The following is a 16,087-nucleotide window of genomic DNA, read 5'->3' as shown; positions in this document are numbered from 1 at the left end:
AGCTCCCTCGCCACAGGGGCCATGTTCACAACAAGCTGTTGGTTCACAGATGAAACCGCCCCCCACCCTGCCCCAGCGCCGTCGCCAGCGCATCGAACCCATCCAGCAGCAACTGATCATCCCCCGACGTATTGCAGATGCTCGCCCGAATGAATTGCGGCACCGCCGTCTGCCCCACCGCGAACGCTTCGGCTGTCGCAATCAGGTAATTGTTCTGCTTTAACTCCGCTTCGATTTCCGACGCGCGCCATGGCTCCGGGACTTCGATCCAGAAGTGCGGGCTGTTCAGGTGAGTGCGGTACTCCAGCCCGATCAACAAACCTTCCACCAGTGCCTTGCGGCGGCTGATTTCCTGGATCTGCTGGTGCAACAGGTGTTCCGCCGTGCCGTTTTCGATCCACTGGGTCGCCAGTTCCAGGGTGACCGGCGTGGCCATCCAGCAGGTGGAACGCAGGGCCGCAGAAATCCGGCTGACCAGCGCCGGCGGTGCATGCACGTACCCAACGCGCAAGCCTGCCGATACCGCCTTGCTCAGGCTGCTGATCAGAATCGTACGCTCCGGAGCAAAATGACTCAGGGGCGGCGGACGGTCTTCCACCAGCACACCGTGGGCCTCGTCCTCAAGAATCAGCAGGTTGTGTTCCCGACAGACCTTCACCAATGCCTCACGGCGCGCGACCGACAGCACCGCCGTCGTAGGATTCTGGATGGTCGGCGTGCAGTACAACGCCGACACCCGGTGATTGCGGCAGACTTCATCCAGCGCCCCCGGCAGCAGCCCTTCTTCATCCATTTCCAGGCCGATCAGGCGAATGCCCAGCATGCGCGCGGCGGTGATCAACCCCGGATAGGTCAACTGTTCGGTCACCACCGTATCGCCGGCTCGCAACAGCGCCATCATTGCGCAGAGCAACCCATGTTGGCCGCCGTTCACGCAAATCACCTGCTCGGGAATCGGGTGGAAATCCCGCTGCACCAGCCACTGCGCACCCGCCGCCCGGTAACGCGGCAGCCCGGCATCCGGGGTGTAGGCACTGATGTCCTGCAAGAACTTGGCGTTGTTCGCCAGCGTCTGGAAGCTCTGGGCCAGAAACGTGGTCTCCTGCCCGGGGATGTGCATGTTGCGGCTCATATCAAAGTATTGTCGCGGCTCGTCGCTGAAGTTGCGAAAGCCTTCATCCCGCTGGCGCTCCATCCCACGCTTGCGTACGAAAGTGCCGTCGCCCACCCGCGCAACTACCAGCCCCAGGCGTTCCAGCTCACCGTAGGCGCGGCTGATGGTGCCAATGGTGACCCCCAGATTGTCGGAAAGCACCCGATGAGGCGGCAGTTTTCTTCCCGGTTCAATCAAGCCTTCAAGGATGCCTCGCTCCATGACATCGGACAGGCGCTTGTACTTCACGCCCTGCCCGTTGGAGAGTCCTTCTCGCATAATTGACACCATGTCAATATTTGTTTTGACAGCCATCATTCGCCCTAATAGTGTGCTTTTACGGGTTCAATCACCGAATCATGGCACTCAATATAGAGGTCAATTCGGTCTCATGGAAGCAATGTCACGATGCCAATGTCCGCCGTTCTCGAAAATGCTGGAAAAACAAAAACTCACAAGCAGTGGTTGGCCGGGCTGATTACCAGTGTGATGTTCCTGATCGTGTGTCTCAGCTGGGGCACTACCTGGCTGGGCATCAAGATCGCCGTGGAAAGCGTGCCACCGCTGACCTCCGCCGGGCTGCGGTTCCTGATCGCGTTTCCGCTGTTCCTGTGTTTCGCCTGGGTGCGCCGCGAGCCGATCCTGTTTCCCCGGGAAAGCCGCTGGTTCTTCGTGTTTGTGACGCTGTCCTACTTCAGCGTTCCGTATTACCTGCTCAACTACGGCGAAATGCATGTCTCGTCCGGCCTCACCGCGCTGCTGTTCAGCTGCATGCCGGTGTTTATCCTGATTTTCTCCGCGCTGTTCCTGCGCGAGCGCATCTACTTTTCCCAGGTGATCGGTATCGCCATCGGGTTCGGCAGCCTGTACATGATCATCAAGAGCCAGGGCCTGCACCTGGACCACGCCGAGTTCTTCGGCGTGCTGGCGATCCTGGCTGCGGCGATCATGCATGCCTTGTGCTACGTGATTACCAAGAAACAAGGCAGTGCCATCAGCGTGATCACCTACAACACCCTGCCCATCGGCATCGCCGGGTTGATGCTGTTTGTCGCCGGGCTGTGGTTTGAAACCCCGACCTTTGAAGACATCACCCTGCGGTCCTGGAGTGCGCTGTTCTACCTCGGGCTGGTGGCCTCGGTGGGCGGTTTTATCGTGTATTTCATGCTGCTAAAGCGCCTGAGCCCGATCATTTTGTCCTTCGTGTTCATCATCTTCCCGGTGTTCGCGGTGATCATCGGGGCCTGGTACGAGGGCGTGCAGATTTCCAGGGACCTGATGATGTATTCGGCGATCCTGCTGGCCGGCTTTGCCATCACCAAGCTGCCCATCGAAAAGCTCCTGGCGAAGAAAAACTGAGATGAAGGTCCTGAGCCCAAGCGCACTGGAGCAGATCTACGCCCACGCCGACCGCAGCTACCCCGAGGAATGCTGCGGTTTCGTTTTCGCCGATGGCAGCGTGTACCTGGGCAGCAACATCCAGAACGAGCTGCACAGCAAGAACCCGGATATGTATTCACGCAGCGCCGCCAACGGCTACACCTTTTCGGTGGCCGACACGCTGATGATGAACAAGGCGTTTCGCAGTGATAACCCGGTGGTGGTGATCTACCACTCCCACCCTGACGTCGGCGCGTATTTCAGCGACGAAGACCAGGACAAGGCCCTTTTCATGGGCGAGCCGATCTACCCCGTAAGCTACCTGGTGGTGGATGTTCGCCAGGGCAAGACCCAAGGTTCCAAGCTGTTTGCCTGGGATGGCAAACACTTCGCCCAAAAACCCTTCAACGACCTGCAAACGGAGTTGTGCATGAACGCTGTCTCTTTCCCCGACATCCTGGTCCGCGTGGCCAAGCTGCCAGCATCGACCCTCGAGGGTGCCGGATCGACATTGCGCGAAGTCATTGAAAACCTCTGCATCGAGCACCCGCAATTGCGGGCGCACCTGCTCTACGAGAACAACCAGCTCAAGGAACACTTCCTGTTCACCGCCGAAGAGGAACTGATCGACGCCAACGACCGGTTGCCCGAAAAAGCCAAAATCGAAGTGTTGCTGGCCACTTCCGGCGGCATGGACGTCGACCAACTGAGCAACGAAGAAGTGCAGCGCTATGTGCGCCACATCACCCTGCCCGGCGTCGGCCGCGAAGGCCAGTTGAACCTGAAGAAAGCCCGCGTGCTGATCATCGGCACCGGCGGCCTCGGTTCGCCCATTAGCCTGTACCTGGCGGCAGCCGGCATCGGCACCCTGGGGCTGGTGGATTTCGACGTGGTGGAAAGCAGCAACCTGCAACGCCAGATCGTCCACGGCAACAGCACCTTGGGCCTGCCCAAGGTCGAGTCCGCCAAGCAGCGCTTGCAGGACCTCAACAGCCACATCCAGATCAACACCTACGACACCGCCTTCAACACCGACAACGCCCTGGAACTGGTGGGCGCCTATGACCTGGTGATCGACGGCACCGACAATTTCGAAACCCGCTACCTGGTCAACGACGCTTGCGTGCAGTTGGGCAAGCCGTTGGTGTACGGCGCCATCTACCGCTTCGACGGGCAGATCAGCGTGCTCAACTATAAAGGCGGGCCGTGCTATCGCTGCCTGTTTCCCCAGGCACCACCGGCGGAACTGGCGCCCAACTGCAGCGCCGGCGGGGTCATCGGCGTATTACCCGGGGTGGTCGGGATGATCCAGGCCACCGAGGCGATCAAGCTGCTGATCGGCATTGGCGAACCACTCTCGGGCCGGCTGATGCGCTTTGATGCGCTGGCGATGAAGTTCAGCGAGATCCGCTTCAAGCGCCGCGCCGACTGCCCTTGCTGCTCGGAACTGCGCCACAGCCAAACCATCGCCCCCGCCGTCTGCGCCGACGCCCTGCCAAGCCAACCTTCCCTGGCCGAAGAACGCTACATCAAGCCGCGGGTGCTCAAGCAACTGCTCGAGCAACACAGCAAGGCCGACGTACTGCTGGATGTGCGGGACGCCAGCGAGCTGGAAGTGTGCAAGTTGCCGGGGGTGGTGCACATCCCGCTGGCCGAGCTCGACGGGCAACTCGCCAACCTCAGCCGCGACAACACCCACTACCTCATCTGCTACGCCGGGACCCGCGCGGAGCAAGCCGCCAGTACCTTGCTGGCCGCCGGATTCGCCAACACCAAAGTACTGCAAGGTGGCATGAAACACTGGGTTCGCGACGTCGAACCCGACATGCCTTTGTACTGATCAGCGGCCATGGGCTCTTACTTGATGTTGCATAACTCGATACTCGACGCCATTGGCCAAACGCCCATCGTGCGCCTGGAACAGTTTTCCGAAGACCTCGGCATCGAGGTCTACGCCAAGCTGGAATCCCTCAACCCCGGCGGTAGCCACAAGGCACGCATCGCCCTGGGCATGATCCTCGACGCCGAGCGCCGGGGCATTCTGATTCGTGGCTCAGGCCAGACCATCATCGAGCCCAGCGGTGGCAACACCGGCATCGGCCTGGTGATGGCCGGTAACGTGCTGGGCTACAAAGTGGTGCTGGTGATCCCCGACAACTACAGCCCCGAGAAGCAGAAACTGCTGCGCCTGTACGGCGCCAGGGTGGTGCTGTCGGACAGCCGCCTGGGCAACAATTCCCACGGCGAAAAGTGCATGGAGCTGCAGCTGGAAAACCCCAGCTACGTGATGCTCAACCAGCAGCGCAACGGCGCCAACCCGCAGACCCACCGTGACACCACCGCCCGGGAAATCATCCGCGCCTTCGGCGAGCTGCGTGTGGACTACTTCGTCAGCGGCATCGGCACCGGGGGCCATATCACCGGCATCGGCGAAACCCTCAAGAGCACCTGGCCGGCGATCCGCGTGATGGGGGTGGAGCCGGAAGAGTGCGACCTGCTCAGCGACCGCCATGCGCCGCACCATATCCAGGGCCTGTCGATCGGCTTGATCCCGAGCATTCTCAACGTCGCGATCATTGACGGAATGCTCAAGGTGTCGCGCCAGGAATGCCTCGACATGATCAAACGCATCATGCGCACCGACGCCATCAGCCTCGGGCTGTCGTCGGCCGCCAACATGGTAGCCATCGCCAAGCTGGCGCCGGAGCTGCCCACCGACACCGTCGTGCTGACCATGGTCTACGACAGTGCCGACAGCTATCTGCCCTGTTTTGAATAACAACTATTGCGGGGGTGCCTCCATGGGGGGCTTTATCGACATGCAACAACTGCACGATGAGTTGCTCACCCACCTCATCACCACGCTTACGCCTGCGCAGTTGAAGCAGCTGGAGGCGCATCTCGCGCCGCTGATCCAGGCGGCGGCCCAGGCGGTGGCCGAAGACCTGATCGCCTATGCCTGGCGCGACCCGGCGTCCCGTGGGCGCGGAGAGCTGATCCTGGAGTCCTACGCCTCGTTCAAGGCCGTGCTGTATTACCGCCTGGCCCACCTGGTGTGGAATTTCCCGGACAAGAACAACGGCGTGTTTTCCGCCATCGCCCTGAAGCTGAGCAACCAGGGCAAGATCCTGTCCGGCGCCGAAATTCACCCCGCGGCGCGGATCGGCCGGCGCTTTGTGCTGGACCACGGTTACGGCACGGTCATCGGTGAAACCTGCGAGATCGGCAACGACTGCTACATCCTCTGCGGCGTGACCCTCGGCGCCCGGGGCATCGCCAACAACCCGGACGGCAAGCGCCACCCGCGGCTGGGCAACAACGTGGAAGTCGGCTCCGGCGCGCGGGTGCTCGGTTACGTGCTGATCGGTGACAACGTGTTCATCAGCCCGTCCTGCGTGATCACCCAGGACGTGCCGGCCGGCACCAAGGTCAAGGTGGTCAACCAGATCCAGTTGCAGAAAAACGATGAGTCGGACCACAGCAATTACCTCGGCGCGTTTGCCCTCGACGAACGCCTGCACGTGGTGGGCGAAGTCAACGCCAGCCACAAGGTGACGGTATTGGACGCTGACTTTCATCCCCTGCCCGGCCTGCTGCTGGAGCCGACAGTCAAGGAACGTCATCACCTGCAATTCCGCCTGCGGCACATCGAAACCAACGCCTACCCGCCGCGCCTGCCGCTGAACCTGAAAGTGACCGGGCCCGAATTTGAAATCACCCTGCTATCTCCTCCTGGCTTGAGCGCGATGGTTCGTCGCCTGCTGCAAGCCAGCCCACTGATCGTCGGAGGTTGAACATGTCCGTGCACACCATGGAAACCCTCGCGCTGTTCGACAGCGCGCCTTACCAGAATGCCTTCAGTGCGCGGGTGATTGCCGTCAGCGAACAGGGAATCGCCCTGGAGCACACGCTGTTCTACCCCACCGGCGGCGGCCAACCGGGGGACACCGGCCATTTCATCCTGCCCGACGGCAGCCGCGTCGACATCACCGGCACCGTGCGTGACCCGGTGCTGCGCTCGATCATCTGGCACCAGGTAGAACACTGCCCCGAGCAACTGGCCGCCGGGATGCAGGTAGACGCCAGCCTGGACTGGGAACGTCGCTACCAGCACATGAAAATGCACACCTGCCTGCACCTCCTGTGCTCGATCATCGACGCTCCGGTGACCGGTTGCAGCATCGGCGCCGACAAGGGCCGCCTGGATTTCGACCTGCCGGAAATGACCCTCGACAAAGAGACCATCACCCGTGACCTCAATGCCTTGATCGAACAGGCTCATGGGGTGAAAACCCTGTCCATGCCCGCCTCGGAGTATTCAACCCTGCTGCAGATCACTCGCACCCAGGCGGTGGCGCCACCGGTCATCCAGGGGGCAGTACGGGTGATTGAAATCGCCGGGATCGATATCCAGCCCTGCGGCGGCACCCATGTGACCAATACCGAGGAAATCGGCCGGGTGTTCTGCGAAAAAATCGAGAAGAAGAGCAAACACAATCGCAGGGTGATCCTGCGGTTTGAATAACCGCCGAGCGACGACCGGGGCGCCGACGCCCTAGTCGCCGTTCGTACAGGAAACTGACAGCAAATTTATGCGCTTGTAACATTCAGAAACGTACAATCCCGCCAGCAACGCCTCGTTGCCCCTGACTCGCGAAAACAGCGCCCGCCCTTCTCGGTGGGTCATTCGTGCAGCAGCTAAGCTCACTCCCATCACGCCCCTGAACCTGAACGCTGCAGGAATGACTGCCTATGAAAAGAGTGTTCCGTCACTACATCCCTGCATCCACATTGCGCTTGCTACCCAACCGCTGGGATTTGGTCGCCCTGCCCCTGGTGATCGGCTTTTTACTGTTTTTCTCCATCACTGCGCGGGAAACCTGGGCGCCTATCGCCACCCTGCAGAGTGAAGTGATCTCGCTGGACCCGGCCAACCTGCCGGAATACGCGATGCGCACCACGATGCGCATGCTGGCGGCGATGGTTGCAGCGCTGGTGTTCACCCTGTTGTACGGCACCCTGGCCGCCAAAAGCCGGCGCGCCGAGAAACTGCTGGTGCCCGTGCTCGACATCCTGCAATCGGTACCGGTACTGGGTTACATCTCGTTCACAGTGACGTTCTTCCTGCTGCTGTTCCCCGGGCGTGTGCTCGGCGCGGAGTTCGCGGCCATCTTTGCGATTTTCACCAGCCAGGCCTGGAACATGACGTTCAGCTTCTACCAGTCGCTGCGCATGCTGCCCCATGACCTGGTGGAAGTGTCGACCAACCTGCGACTTTCCGGTTGGCAGCGGTTCTGGAAGCTCGACGTGCCCTTCGCCATGCCCGGGCTGGTGTGGAACATGATGATGAGCATGTCCGGCGGCTGGTTTTTCGTGGTCGCCTCCGAGGCCATTACCGTCGGCGACAAGACCATCACCTTGCCGGGCGTGGGCTCATACCTGGCCCTGGCGATTGCCCAGAAAGACCTGCACGCCGTGGGCTACGTGATCCTGGCGATGATTGTGGTCATCCTGATGTACGACCAGTTCCTGTTCCGCCCACTGGTGGCCTGGGCCGACAAGTTCCGCATGGAGACCACCGCCTCCCAGGGTGCCGCGCCGCAATCCTGGCTGCTGAACCTGATCCAGCGCACGCGCATCGTCCAGCGCATCCTGCGGCCTGTCACCCGCGCCATCAGCCGCATTGGCAACAAGCGCTTCAGCCTGGCGGGCGGTGCACTCAAGGCGCTGCCGGCAGAAACCCCGAAAGCGTCAAAAGTGATCGACTGGGTATGGGGCGCACTCATCGCGCTGCTGGCCGCTTATGCGCTGTACCACATCGTGCAGTACGTCGGCACCGAAGTGACCCTGGCCGAAGTCGGCCACGTATTTGTGCTGGGCTTCATCACGCTGCTGCGTGTGGCTGGCCTGATCCTGATCGCCTCGCTGATCTGGGTGCCGCTGGGCGTGATGATCGGCTTGCGCCCTGCGCTTGCGGAAAAAATCCAGCCGCTGGCGCAGTTCCTTGCGGCCTTCCCGGCGAACCTGCTGTTCCCGGTGTTCGTCATCGTGATCCTGCACTACAACCTCAACCCGGATATCTGGCTGAGCCCGCTGATTGTGCTGGGCACCCAGTGGTACATCCTGTTCAACGTGATCGCCGGAGCCAGCGCGTTCCCGAATGACTTCAAGGAAGCCGCCGCCAACTTCCGCATTCGCGGCTGGTTGTGGTGGCGCAAGGTGATGCTACCGGGGATTTTCCCGTACTACGTCACCGGCGCGATTACCGCCTCGGGGGGTGCCTGGAACGCCAGTATCGTGTCCGAGTACGTGTCCTGGGGCCACGACAACGTGGTCGCACACGGGCTGGGCGCCTACATCGCCCAGACCACCGCGGCCGGCGACTTCCCGAAGATCGCCCTGGGCGTGGTGGTGATGTCGATCTTCGTGGTGGCGTTCAACCGCGCTGTGTGGCGGCCGATGTACGCCATGGCTGAAAACAAACTTCGTCTGAATTGATGGGACTCGCTGTGATGACTACCTATACCGAGCATGCCGCCGACACTCCGGAAATCTACTCGTTGAAAAACGTGAACCGGGTGTTCGGCAAAGGTAAAGACGAGCTGCAAGTCCTCAGCGGCGTGAACTTGAGCCTGCACGAAGGCGAGATTGTCGGCATGCTCGGCCGGTCCGGCTCGGGCAAGTCGACCTTGCTGCGCATCATCGCCGGGCTGATTCAGCCGTCGTCGGGCGAAGTGCGCTACAACGGCGCGCCGCTCAACGGCCCGGCCGAAGGCGTGGCCATGGTGTTCCAGACCTTCGCGCTGTTCCCGTGGCTGACCGTGCTGGAAAACGTCGAGGCCGGCCTGCAAGCCTTGCAGGTCGAGCGCAAGGAATCCCGCAGGCGCGCCCTGGCGGCCATCGACCTGATCGGCCTGGACGGTTTTGAAAACGCCTACCCGCGCGAACTGTCCGGCGGCATGCGCCAACGCGTAGGTTTCGCCCGCGGGCTGGTGGTGAACCCGACCCTGCTGCTGATGGACGAACCGTTCTCGGCGCTGGACGTACTCACCGCCGAAACCCTGCGCACCGACCTGCTGGATCTGTGGAGCGGCAAGCAACTGCCGATCAAGTCGATCCTGATCGTGACCCACAACATCGAAGAAGCCGTGCTGATGTGCGACCGCATCCTGGTGCTGTCGTCCAACCCTGGCCGGGTGGTGGCCGAGATCAAGGTGCCGTTTGCCCACCCGCGCAACCGCCTGGACCCGACCTTCCGGCAAATGGTCGACGACATCTACGCCCTGATGACCGACCGCCGCAGCGCCGACGCGAGCAGAGGTTTGCCTGAGCTGAAAATGGGCAGCCTGTTGCCGGAAGTCTCCACCAACCTGATGGCTGGCCTGATCGAAACCCTGGCCGCCGAGCCCTACAATGGCCACGCCGGCCTGCCGACCGTGGCTGAACGGCGTTTGCTGGAAGTCGACGATCTGTTCCCGGTGGCGGAGATGCTTGAGCATCTGGGCTTCGCCGAACTCAAGGGTGCCGATATCACCCTGACCGATGCCGGCAAACTGTTCGCCGACTACGGCACCCAGGAGCGTAAAACCCTGTTCGCCGAACACTTGATCCGCCACGTGCCATTGGCCGCGCGCATTCACCAGGTGTTGCTTGAGCGCAGCGGCCACCGGGCGCCACGGGTGCGCTTCGAGCAGGAACTGGAAGACTCGATGACGGAAGCCTTTGTGGAGAAAACCCTGGAAAGCGTGGTGGCCTGGGGGCGGTATGCGGAGATCTTTTCCTATGACGACCATACCGAGACGTTCAGCCTGGATGATGTGGAAGGCAGCATGTAGGTTTAATGTGGGAGCGGGCTTGCTCGCGAATGCGGAGTGTCAGCCAATGCATATATGGCTGATCCACCGCATTCGCGAGCAAGCCCGCTCCCACATTTGACCAGTGGTGTTCTTCAGATGACGAACAGGTCCACAAACCGGTTTACCGCAGTGGCCTCAAGCCGTGCCTGATCCTTGCACAGCGCAAAAATCTCGGCACTGCGCTGCGCGGTAAACCGGGTCGCCAGGTTGGCCTTGAACTTGTCTTCCAGCAACGGAATGCCATCCACCCGACGGCGACGGTGGCCAATCGGGTATTCCACTGCCACCTGTTCGGTGCTGGAACCATCCTTGAAGAACACCTGCACCGCATTGGCGATGGAGCGCTTGTCGGCCTCCAGGTATTCGCGGCTGTAGCGCGGCTCCTCGACGATGACCATCTTTTCGCGCAGCTCATCGATGATCGGATGGGCCGCGTGGAATTCATCTTCGTATTGCTCGGCCACCAGATTGCCAAACGCCAGCGGTACGGCGGTCATGTACTGCAGGCAATGGTCGCGGTCCGCCGCGTTGGCCAACTGCCCGACCTTGGAGATGATCCGGATCGCCGATTCGTGGGTGGTGATCACAATCCTGTCGATCTCATGCAGGCGGTGCTTCACCTGTGGGTGCAGGGTGACTGCTGCCTCGCAGGCGGTTTGTGCGTGGAACTCGGCGGGGAAGCTGATCTTGAACAGCACGTTCTCCATCACATACGTGCCGTAGGGCTGCGACAGGCTGAAGGCGCGCTTGTCTTCGGGCTTGAGCGCCAGGTCCTTGTTGGTGTGGCTGAACAGCACGTCATAGAAGCCCCACTGCGGCGCGCTCAACACACCGGGAATGCCCATCTCGCCGCGCATGGCGATATCCGCCAGGCGCACCCCGCGACTCGACGCATCCCCCGCCGCCCACGACTTGCGCGAGCCGGCGTTCGGCGCATGACGATAAGTACGCAATGCCTGGCCATCGACAAACGCCTGAGACAGGGCCGACAGCAGTTGCTCACGGTTGGCGCCCATCAGCTTGGCGGTGACGGCGGTGGAGGCGACTTTCACCAGCAGCACGTGGTCAAGGCCGACACGGTTGAAGGAGTTTTCCAGGGCAATCACACCCTGGATTTCGTGGGCCATGATCATCGCCTCAAGCACTGCCCGCACGGTCAGCGGTGCTTCGCCGTTGGCCAGGCGTTTTTGCGAGAGATGGTCGGCGACCGCGAGGATGCCACCGAGGTTATCGGAAGGGTGACCCCATTCGGCGGCAAGCCAGGTGTCGTTGTAGTCGAGCCAGCGCACGATGCAGCCGATGTCCCATGCGGCCTTGACCGGGTCCAGGCGGAACGAGGTGCCCGGCACCCGTGCGCCGAACGGCACCACCGTGCCTTCGACGATCGGCCCCAGGTGCTTGGTGCACTCCGGGAAACGCAGGGCCAGCAGGCCGCAACCGAGGGTGTCCATCAGGCAGTTGCGGGCGGTGTCGAGGGCATCGCGGGATTCGATCCTGAAACTCAGTACGTAGTCGGCGATGTCCTGCAGGACCTGGTCGTAGTCGGGGCGGTTGTTCTGGTCGACGTTGGCGCTCATGGCAGTACTCCAAAGTGGGTTAGGTGTGGTCCATCCTCAGGGTCAGGGTGTTCGTTCCCACGCTCTGCGTGGGAATGCCGCCTTGGACGCTTCGCGTCCCGTACGGCGCAAGGGTGACGCAGAGCGTCACGGGATGCATTCCCACGCAGAGCGTGGGAACGATCGGTTAGAAAGAGTCGCCGGGGACGCGTACGAACCCTTCCATCAACACTCGCGCACTGCGGCTCATGATGGCTTTTTTTACGACCCATTCACCGTCGACCTGGCTGGCCTCGGCGCCTACGCGCAACGTCCCGGAGGGATGCCCGAACCGCACCGCATTGCGCTCCACGCCGCCCGCCGCCAAATTCACCAGCGTGCCGGAAATCGCCGCCGCCGTGCCAATCGCCACCGCCGCCGTGCCCATCATCGCGTGGTGCAACTTGCCCATGGACAGCGCCCGCACCAGCAGGTCGACATCACCCGCCCTGATCGCCTTGCCGCTGGACGCCACGTAGTCCGCAGGCCGCGCCACAAACGCCACCTTCGGCGTGTGCTGACGCTGGGCCGCTTCGTCCAGGTGTTTGATCAAGCCCATGCGCAGCGCACCATGGGCGCGGATGGTTTCAAACATCGCCAGGGCCTTGGGGTCGCCATTGATCGCGCCCTGCAACTCGGTGCCGGTGTAGCCCAGGTCCTGGGCGTTGATGAAGATGGTGGGGATCCCGGCATTGATCAGGGTCGCCTTGAACGTGCCGACACCCGGCACTTCCAGGTCATCCACCAGGTTGCCGGTAGGGAACATCGAGCCACCGCCGCCCTCTTCTTCCGCCGCCGGGTCCATGAATTCCAGCTGCACCTCGGCGGCCGGGAAGGTCACGCCGTCGAGTTCGAAGTCGCCGGTTTCCTGCACCGCGCCGTCGGTGATCGGTACGTGAGCGATGATGGTCTTGGCGATATTCGCCTGCCACACCCGCACCACGGCCACGCCGTTGTGCGGAATGCGCGCGGCATCTACCAGGCCGGCGCTGATGGCGAACGAACCCACCGCCGCCGACAGGTTGCCGCAGTTGCCGCTCCAGTCCACGAACGGTTTGTCGATGGACACCTGGCCGAACAGGTAATCCACGTCGTGATCGGCGCGGGTACTTTTGGCCAGGATCACGGTTTTGCTGGTGCTGGACGTCGCGCCGCCCATGCCGTCGATTTGCTTGTCATACGGGTCGGGGCTGCCGATCACCCGCAACAACAACGCATCCCGCGCCGCGCCCGGCACCTGGGCCGACTCGGGCAAATCCTTGAGGCTGAAAAACACGCCTTTACTGGTGCCGCCACGCATGTAGGTGGCGGGAATCTTGATCTGCGGTACGTGTGCCATGGTGGTCCTCATGGGCCGGGGCGTTGGCCCCGGCCGCAGTTGTCAGGCAGTTACAGCCGATTCCAGGAAGTCCTGGGCAAAACGTTGCAACACGCCGCCCGCCTCGTAGATCGACACTTCTTCAGCCGTGTCCAGCCGGCAGGTCACCGGCACCTCGACACGCTCGCCGTTCTTGCGGTTGATCAGCAACGTCAGTTGCGCGCGCGGGGTGCGTTCGCCGATCACGTCGTAGGTTTCAGTGCCGTCGATCTTCAGGGTCTTGCGGTCGGTGCCCGGCAGGAACTCCAGCGGCAGCACGCCCATGCCCACCAGGTTGGTGCGGTGGATGCGCTCGAAACCTTCGGCGGCAATCGCTTCAACACCGGCCAGGCGTACGCCCTTGGCCGCCCAGTCCCGGGACGAACCCTGGCCGTAGTCGGCGCCGGCAATGATGATCAGCGGCTGCTTGCGCTCCATGTAGGTTTCGATGGCTTCCCACATGCGCGTGACCTTGCCTTCCGGCTCCAGGCGCGCCAGCGAACCCTGTTTGACCTTGCCGTCTTCAACCACCATTTCATTGAACAGTTTCGGGTTGGCGAAGGTGGCGCGCTGCGCGGTCAAGTGGTCGCCACGATGGGTCGCGTAAGAGTTGAAGTCGACTTCCGGCAGGCCCATTTTCGCCAGGTATTCGCCCGCGGCGCTGCCCGGCATGATCGCGTTGGACGGCGACAGGTGATCGGTGGTGATGTTGTCCGGCAGCACCGCCAGCGGGCGCATGCCCTTGAGCGGACGTGCACCGGCCAGGGCACCTTCCCAGTACGGCGGGCGACGGATGTAGGTGCTCTGCGGGCGCCAGTCGTACAGCGGCGTGACCTTCGGGCCGGTGTCTTCGTGGATCGCGAACATCGGGATGTACACCTGGCGAAACTGCTCCGGCTTGACCGACGCCTTGACCACCGCGTCGATTTCTTCGTCGCTTGGCCAGATGTCCTTGAGGCGGATTTCCTTGCCGTTGGCGTCCAGGCCCAGCACGTCTTTTTCGATGTCGAAACGGATGGTGCCGGCAATCGCATAGGCCACCACCAGCGGCGGCGACGCGAGGAACGCTTGCTTGGCGTACGGGTGGATACGGCCGTCGAAGTTGCGGTTACCCGAAAGCACGGCGGTGGCGTACAGGTCGCGGTCGATGATCTCTTGCTGGATCACCGGGTCGAGTGCGCCGGACATGCCGTTGCAGGTGGTGCAGGCGAACGCCACGACACCAAAACCGAGTTGCTCCAGTTCGGTGGTCAGCCCGGCTTCGTCGAGGTACATCGCGACGGTTTTCGAACCCGGTGCCAGGGACGACTTGACCCACGGCTTGCGGGCCAGGCCGAGCTTGTTGGCATTGCGTGCCAGCAGGCCGGCGGCAATCACGTTGCGCGGGTTGCTGGTGTTGGTGCAACTGGTGATGGCCGCGATGATCACCGCGCCGTCGGGCATTTGCCCCGGCACGTCATCCCACTGGCCGGAGATGCCCTTGGCCGCCAGGTCGCTGGTGGCGACGCGGGCGTGGGGGTTGCTCGGGCCGGCCATGTTGCGCACCACCGAGGACAAATCGAAGCTCAGGCCACGCTCGTATTGCGCGCCCTTGAGGTCGTCCGCCCACAGGCCGGTGTGGCGAGCGTACTGCTCCACCAGGGTGACTTGCTCGTCTTCACGACCGGTGAGTTTCAGGTAGGCGATGGTCTGTTGGTCGATGTAAAACATCGCGGCGGTGGCGCCRTATTCCGGGGCCATGTTGGMGATGGTGGCGCGGTCGCCCAGAGTCAGCGCCGAAGCACCTTCACCGAAGAACTCCAGCCACGCACCGACGACCTTCTGCTTGCGCAGGAACTCGGTCAGCGCCAGCACCATGTCGGTGGCGGTGATGCCCGGTTGCAGCTTGCCCGTCAGCTCCACGCCAACACTTTCCGGCAGGCGCATCCACGAGGCGCGGCCGAGCATCACGCTCTCTGCTTCAAGGCCGCCAACGCCGATGGCGATCACGCCCAAGGCATCAACGTGAGGCGTGTGGCTGTCGGTGCCGACGCAGGTATCCGGGAAGGCCACGCCGTCACGTACCTGGATCACCGGAGACATTTTCTCCAGGTTGATCTGGTGCATGATGCCGTTGCCCGGCGGGATCACGTCGACGTTCTTGAAGGCCTTTTTGGTCCATTCGATAAAGTGGAAACGGTCTTCGTTGCGACGGTCTTCGATGGCGCGGTTTTTCTCGAACGCCTGCGGGTCAAAACCACCGGCTTCGACGGCCAGGGAGTGGTCGACGATCAGTTGGGTCGGCACCACCGGGTTGACCTGGGCCGGGTCACCGCCTTGCAGGGCGATGGCGTCGCGCAGGCCGGCAAGGTCCACCAGGGCGGTCTGGCCGAGGATGTCGTGGCACACCACGCGGGCCGGGAACCATGGGAAATCGAGGTCGCGCTTGCGTTCGATCAGTTGGCTCAAGGAGGCATTGAGGGTTGCGGGGTCGCAGCGACGCACCAGGTTCTCCGCGAGTACGCGGGAGGTGTACGGCAGTGTGGCGTAGGCGCCGGGGGTGATTGCATCGACTGCCGCGCGGGCGTCAAAGAAATCGAGGCGGCTGCCGGGGAGCGGTTTGCGGTGTTCAGTGTTCATCGTCAGGACTCGGTCACAGTAGTTGCAAAAGGAAGAACCGGTGCTGATCCAAGGTGGAATGCGATCAAAATGTGGGAGCGGGCTTGCTCGCGAAGGCGGTGTGTCATTCAACACACATGGCGACTGT

11 protein-coding genes are annotated in these 16,087 nt (G+C 62.3%); 7 read left to right on the top strand and 4 right to left on the bottom strand.

The genetic code is table 11. The features are described from left to right. Window positions 1-43 precede the first annotated feature (43 nt). Entirely contained in the window at window positions 44-1,468 is a 1,425-nt protein-coding gene (locus tag JV201_RS07545; protein WP_032899027.1) for a PLP-dependent aminotransferase family protein, read from the bottom strand. A gap of 150 nt (window positions 1,469-1,618) precedes the next feature. On the opposite strand from JV201_RS07545, the gene JV201_RS07540 reads away from it, so the two are divergent. The 7 genes from JV201_RS07540 to JV201_RS07510 all read left to right on the top strand — a co-directional run bounded on the left by JV201_RS07540 (window position 1,619) and on the right by JV201_RS07510 (window position 10,368). Next, a complete protein-coding gene (locus JV201_RS07540) occupies window positions 1,619-2,512 on the top strand; it encodes a DMT family transporter (RefSeq protein WP_166742189.1) in 894 nt (297 codons plus the stop codon). A 1-nt stretch (window position 2,513) separates the two neighbouring features. Continuing rightward, window positions 2,514-4,373, top strand: a complete 1,860-nt coding sequence (gene moeB / locus JV201_RS07535) for a molybdopterin-synthase adenylyltransferase MoeB (RefSeq protein WP_134325939.1) — start codon at window positions 2,514-2,516, stop codon at window positions 4,371-4,373. Between the two features lie 24 nt (window positions 4,374-4,397). Further along, on the top strand, window positions 4,398-5,312 hold the full coding sequence (locus tag JV201_RS07530) for a PLP-dependent cysteine synthase family protein (protein ID WP_043225528.1): 915 nt from the start codon (window positions 4,398-4,400) through the stop codon (window positions 5,310-5,312). 22 nt (window positions 5,313-5,334) lie between these two features. Next, the gene (locus JV201_RS07525; protein WP_003214992.1) at window positions 5,335-6,327 is read left to right on the top strand and encodes a serine O-acetyltransferase; all 993 of its coding nucleotides are present in this window, start codon (window positions 5,335-5,337) and stop codon (window positions 6,325-6,327) included. A gap of 2 nt (window positions 6,328-6,329) precedes the next feature. After that, on the top strand, window positions 6,330-7,058 hold the full coding sequence (locus JV201_RS07520) for an alanyl-tRNA editing protein (RefSeq protein ID WP_003214990.1): 729 nt from the start codon (window positions 6,330-6,332) through the stop codon (window positions 7,056-7,058). Between the two features lie 227 nt (window positions 7,059-7,285). After that, window positions 7,286-9,031 (top strand): ABC transporter permease subunit, encoded by a 1,746-nt coding sequence (locus JV201_RS07515; RefSeq protein ID WP_134325938.1) that lies wholly within the window; start codon window positions 7,286-7,288, stop codon window positions 9,029-9,031. Between the two features lie 14 nt (window positions 9,032-9,045). Continuing rightward, window positions 9,046-10,368 carry an AAA-associated domain-containing protein gene (locus JV201_RS07510; RefSeq protein ID WP_177023062.1) on the top strand — a complete coding sequence of 441 codons (1,323 nt, stop codon included), beginning with the start codon at window positions 9,046-9,048 and terminating at the stop codon, window positions 10,366-10,368. A 113-nt stretch (window positions 10,369-10,481) separates the two neighbouring features. Here the strand turns inward: JV201_RS07510 and prpD are convergent, their stop codons facing one another. The 3 genes from prpD to acnD form a co-directional block, all read right to left on the bottom strand. Further along, the gene (prpD, locus tag JV201_RS07505) at window positions 10,482-11,966 is read right to left on the bottom strand and encodes a 2-methylcitrate dehydratase (protein WP_219406698.1); all 1,485 of its coding nucleotides are present in this window, start codon (window positions 11,964-11,966) and stop codon (window positions 10,482-10,484) included. Window positions 11,967-12,132: 166 nt separating this feature from the next. After that, a complete protein-coding gene (prpF, locus tag JV201_RS07500) occupies window positions 12,133-13,323 on the bottom strand; it encodes a 2-methylaconitate cis-trans isomerase PrpF (protein WP_219406697.1) in 1,191 nt (396 codons plus the stop codon). A gap of 42 nt (window positions 13,324-13,365) precedes the next feature. Then, window positions 13,366-15,960, bottom strand: a complete 2,595-nt coding sequence (acnD, locus tag JV201_RS07495; RefSeq protein ID WP_219406696.1) for a Fe/S-dependent 2-methylisocitrate dehydratase AcnD — start codon at window positions 15,958-15,960, stop codon at window positions 13,366-13,368. Between the last annotated feature and the right edge of the window lie 127 nt (window positions 15,961-16,087).

It is taken from the genome of Pseudomonas sp. Colony2 (assembly GCF_019382755.1).
In the GTDB taxonomy this organism is placed as follows: Bacteria; Pseudomonadota; Gammaproteobacteria; order Pseudomonadales; family Pseudomonadaceae; genus Aquipseudomonas.
Note: the sequence above shows the minus strand (reverse complement) of the source record. Positions and strands in the feature narration are given on the sequence as shown.